The following is a 1885-nucleotide window of genomic DNA, read 5'->3' as shown; positions in this document are numbered from 1 at the left end:
GACCCGCAACCAGCGGGCCATGTCCATCGTCAGGTCAACATCTGAAGCGGCTGGCCGGGGTATTGACGCACTCGGTAACCGCTATGTCGGGCTGATAGCAGGCTTTGCCGGTGGTGCCACGCTGAAAAACTATATTCAACTGGACAGACAGTTAACCCGAATAGGGCTGGCAGCAGGAAAAAGCCGTGACGAAATGAAGACATTACAGACGGATGTCTCTGACGTTTCCATTCGATTCAGGGTTGACGATAGTGCAGTTCTCTCTGCTATAGCCAAAATCGGTACTGTTACTGGCGATCTGGATTTCGGGATCAAAAACAAGGAAATCATATCGGCAAGTATTGCTGCCACAGGGTCTGAAGTTACAGGTGAAGCGATGGGCTCACTGTTTTCGGTTCTCAAAAATTACGGCATGAAAGATGAGAAAGATTACCTGTATGCAATGGATTCACTAAATAATCTTGGCAAGGAAGGTGCTTTTGAACTGACAAACATGGCGGAGAAAGGCGTTCAGTTCTTTGCTTCCGCGAATGCCGCTGGTGCCACTGGTGTTCAGGGACTGAAAAGTGGTGGTGCCGTTCTCCAGACAGCAATGGGTCTGACTCAGAATGATGCAGAAGCGGCAACTATGGCAGAGCGTTTTTTAGCCGATATCTTAATGCCAGATACTCTGAAAGAGTTACGCCACAATAAAATTAAAGGGATAAGTGCTGATGGCAAAGTGACTGATATAGCCACTGTCCTTCAGTCAATTGCTGAAAAATCCAGCAAATCAGGTTCAGTTAAACAGGGGGAATATCTGAATGATGCCGGATTCAGTGACCTGAGCCTGAGACTTATCAGGTACGCTACTGCCGGGAAAGGTGCTGACGATCTCAAACGATACCAGTCTGTTACGGCAGATGGCACCGGCATCATGAAAGATGCGAAGTATGCGGCGCAAGATTTCACATCAGCGGTGACCAGCCTGAACGGGACATGGCGCAAGTTTGCCAACAGCAATCTTGCAGAACCTGTTCAGGAGCTGGCTGATGCCATTAATGACATGGATCCAGAAGCTGTGCAGCGCTGGCTGGAAATCGGCAAGAATCTCGTTATTGCCGGGGCGGGAATCATCGCAGCCCGCAAGGCTTTCAAGCTCGGTAAAGGCGCATGGGATCTCGTTGGTAGTATCCGTGGGAAAGGCGGCAAAGGTGGTGCGGCCGGTGGCGCGGCCGACATCTTTGGTTCCGGTGTTATGCCGGTGTATGTCGTGAACATGGGCAAAGGCGGTATGGGCGGTCTGCCTGACGGTGGCGGTAAAAACGGGTCAGGCACTTCGGGTAAACCGGGGCCGGGCACAGGGGGTAAGCCGGGTGCGGGTGGCGGAAAAGGCAGCTTCGGCACCGCAGCTATGGGCGTTGCCGGAAGAGCCGGTGGCGCACTTGGTCTGGCTTACACAGCGACCGAGGTTTACGACTATATTGCGAGCGAGTACCCGGAAGCCATCGAGTTCGACAAGATGCTGATGGACGAGGTGCAGGGATTCTTCTCCGGTGACGCCCGCGAACCGCTGAAACAATGGTCGACCGACCTGACCGGCGTTGATCTGAAAGCGAATGCCAACCCCGATTTTGCGGTACAGGAAAAAAGCTGGGATCCGTATCAGACAAGGGACAGTTCTAAGTACGAGATCCCCCAGTACGGCACGCTTATGGAAACCTTCCGTGATGTTCTTAACGAGGTCAATGACCTTAACATCGAGTCAGCGGGCGCATGGGAACTCTTCCGCAATCAGCAAAACAACCAGGCACTGTTACCGCCGGTTCCTCAGGAGCTTAAGGGGGAACTGCGGGTGATCGTCGAAGGTGATGCGCGCGTGAAGAGCGTCAAAATGAACCAGCCA

The 1885-nt window shown here is 52.8% G+C and carries 1 protein-coding gene; it reads left to right on the top strand.

The window, feature by feature from the left end:
* The coding region (locus GTGU_RS22160; RefSeq protein WP_038162784.1) for a phage tail tape measure protein at positions 1-1885 on the top strand (1885 nt) is incomplete at both ends.

Origin of the sequence: Trabulsiella guamensis ATCC 49490 (assembly GCF_000734965.1) — a bacterium.
Taxonomy (GTDB): Bacteria; Pseudomonadota; Gammaproteobacteria; order Enterobacterales; family Enterobacteriaceae; genus Trabulsiella; species Trabulsiella guamensis.
The sequence above is the reverse complement of the archived record's forward strand: the minus strand, read 5'-3'. Positions and strand labels throughout refer to the sequence as shown.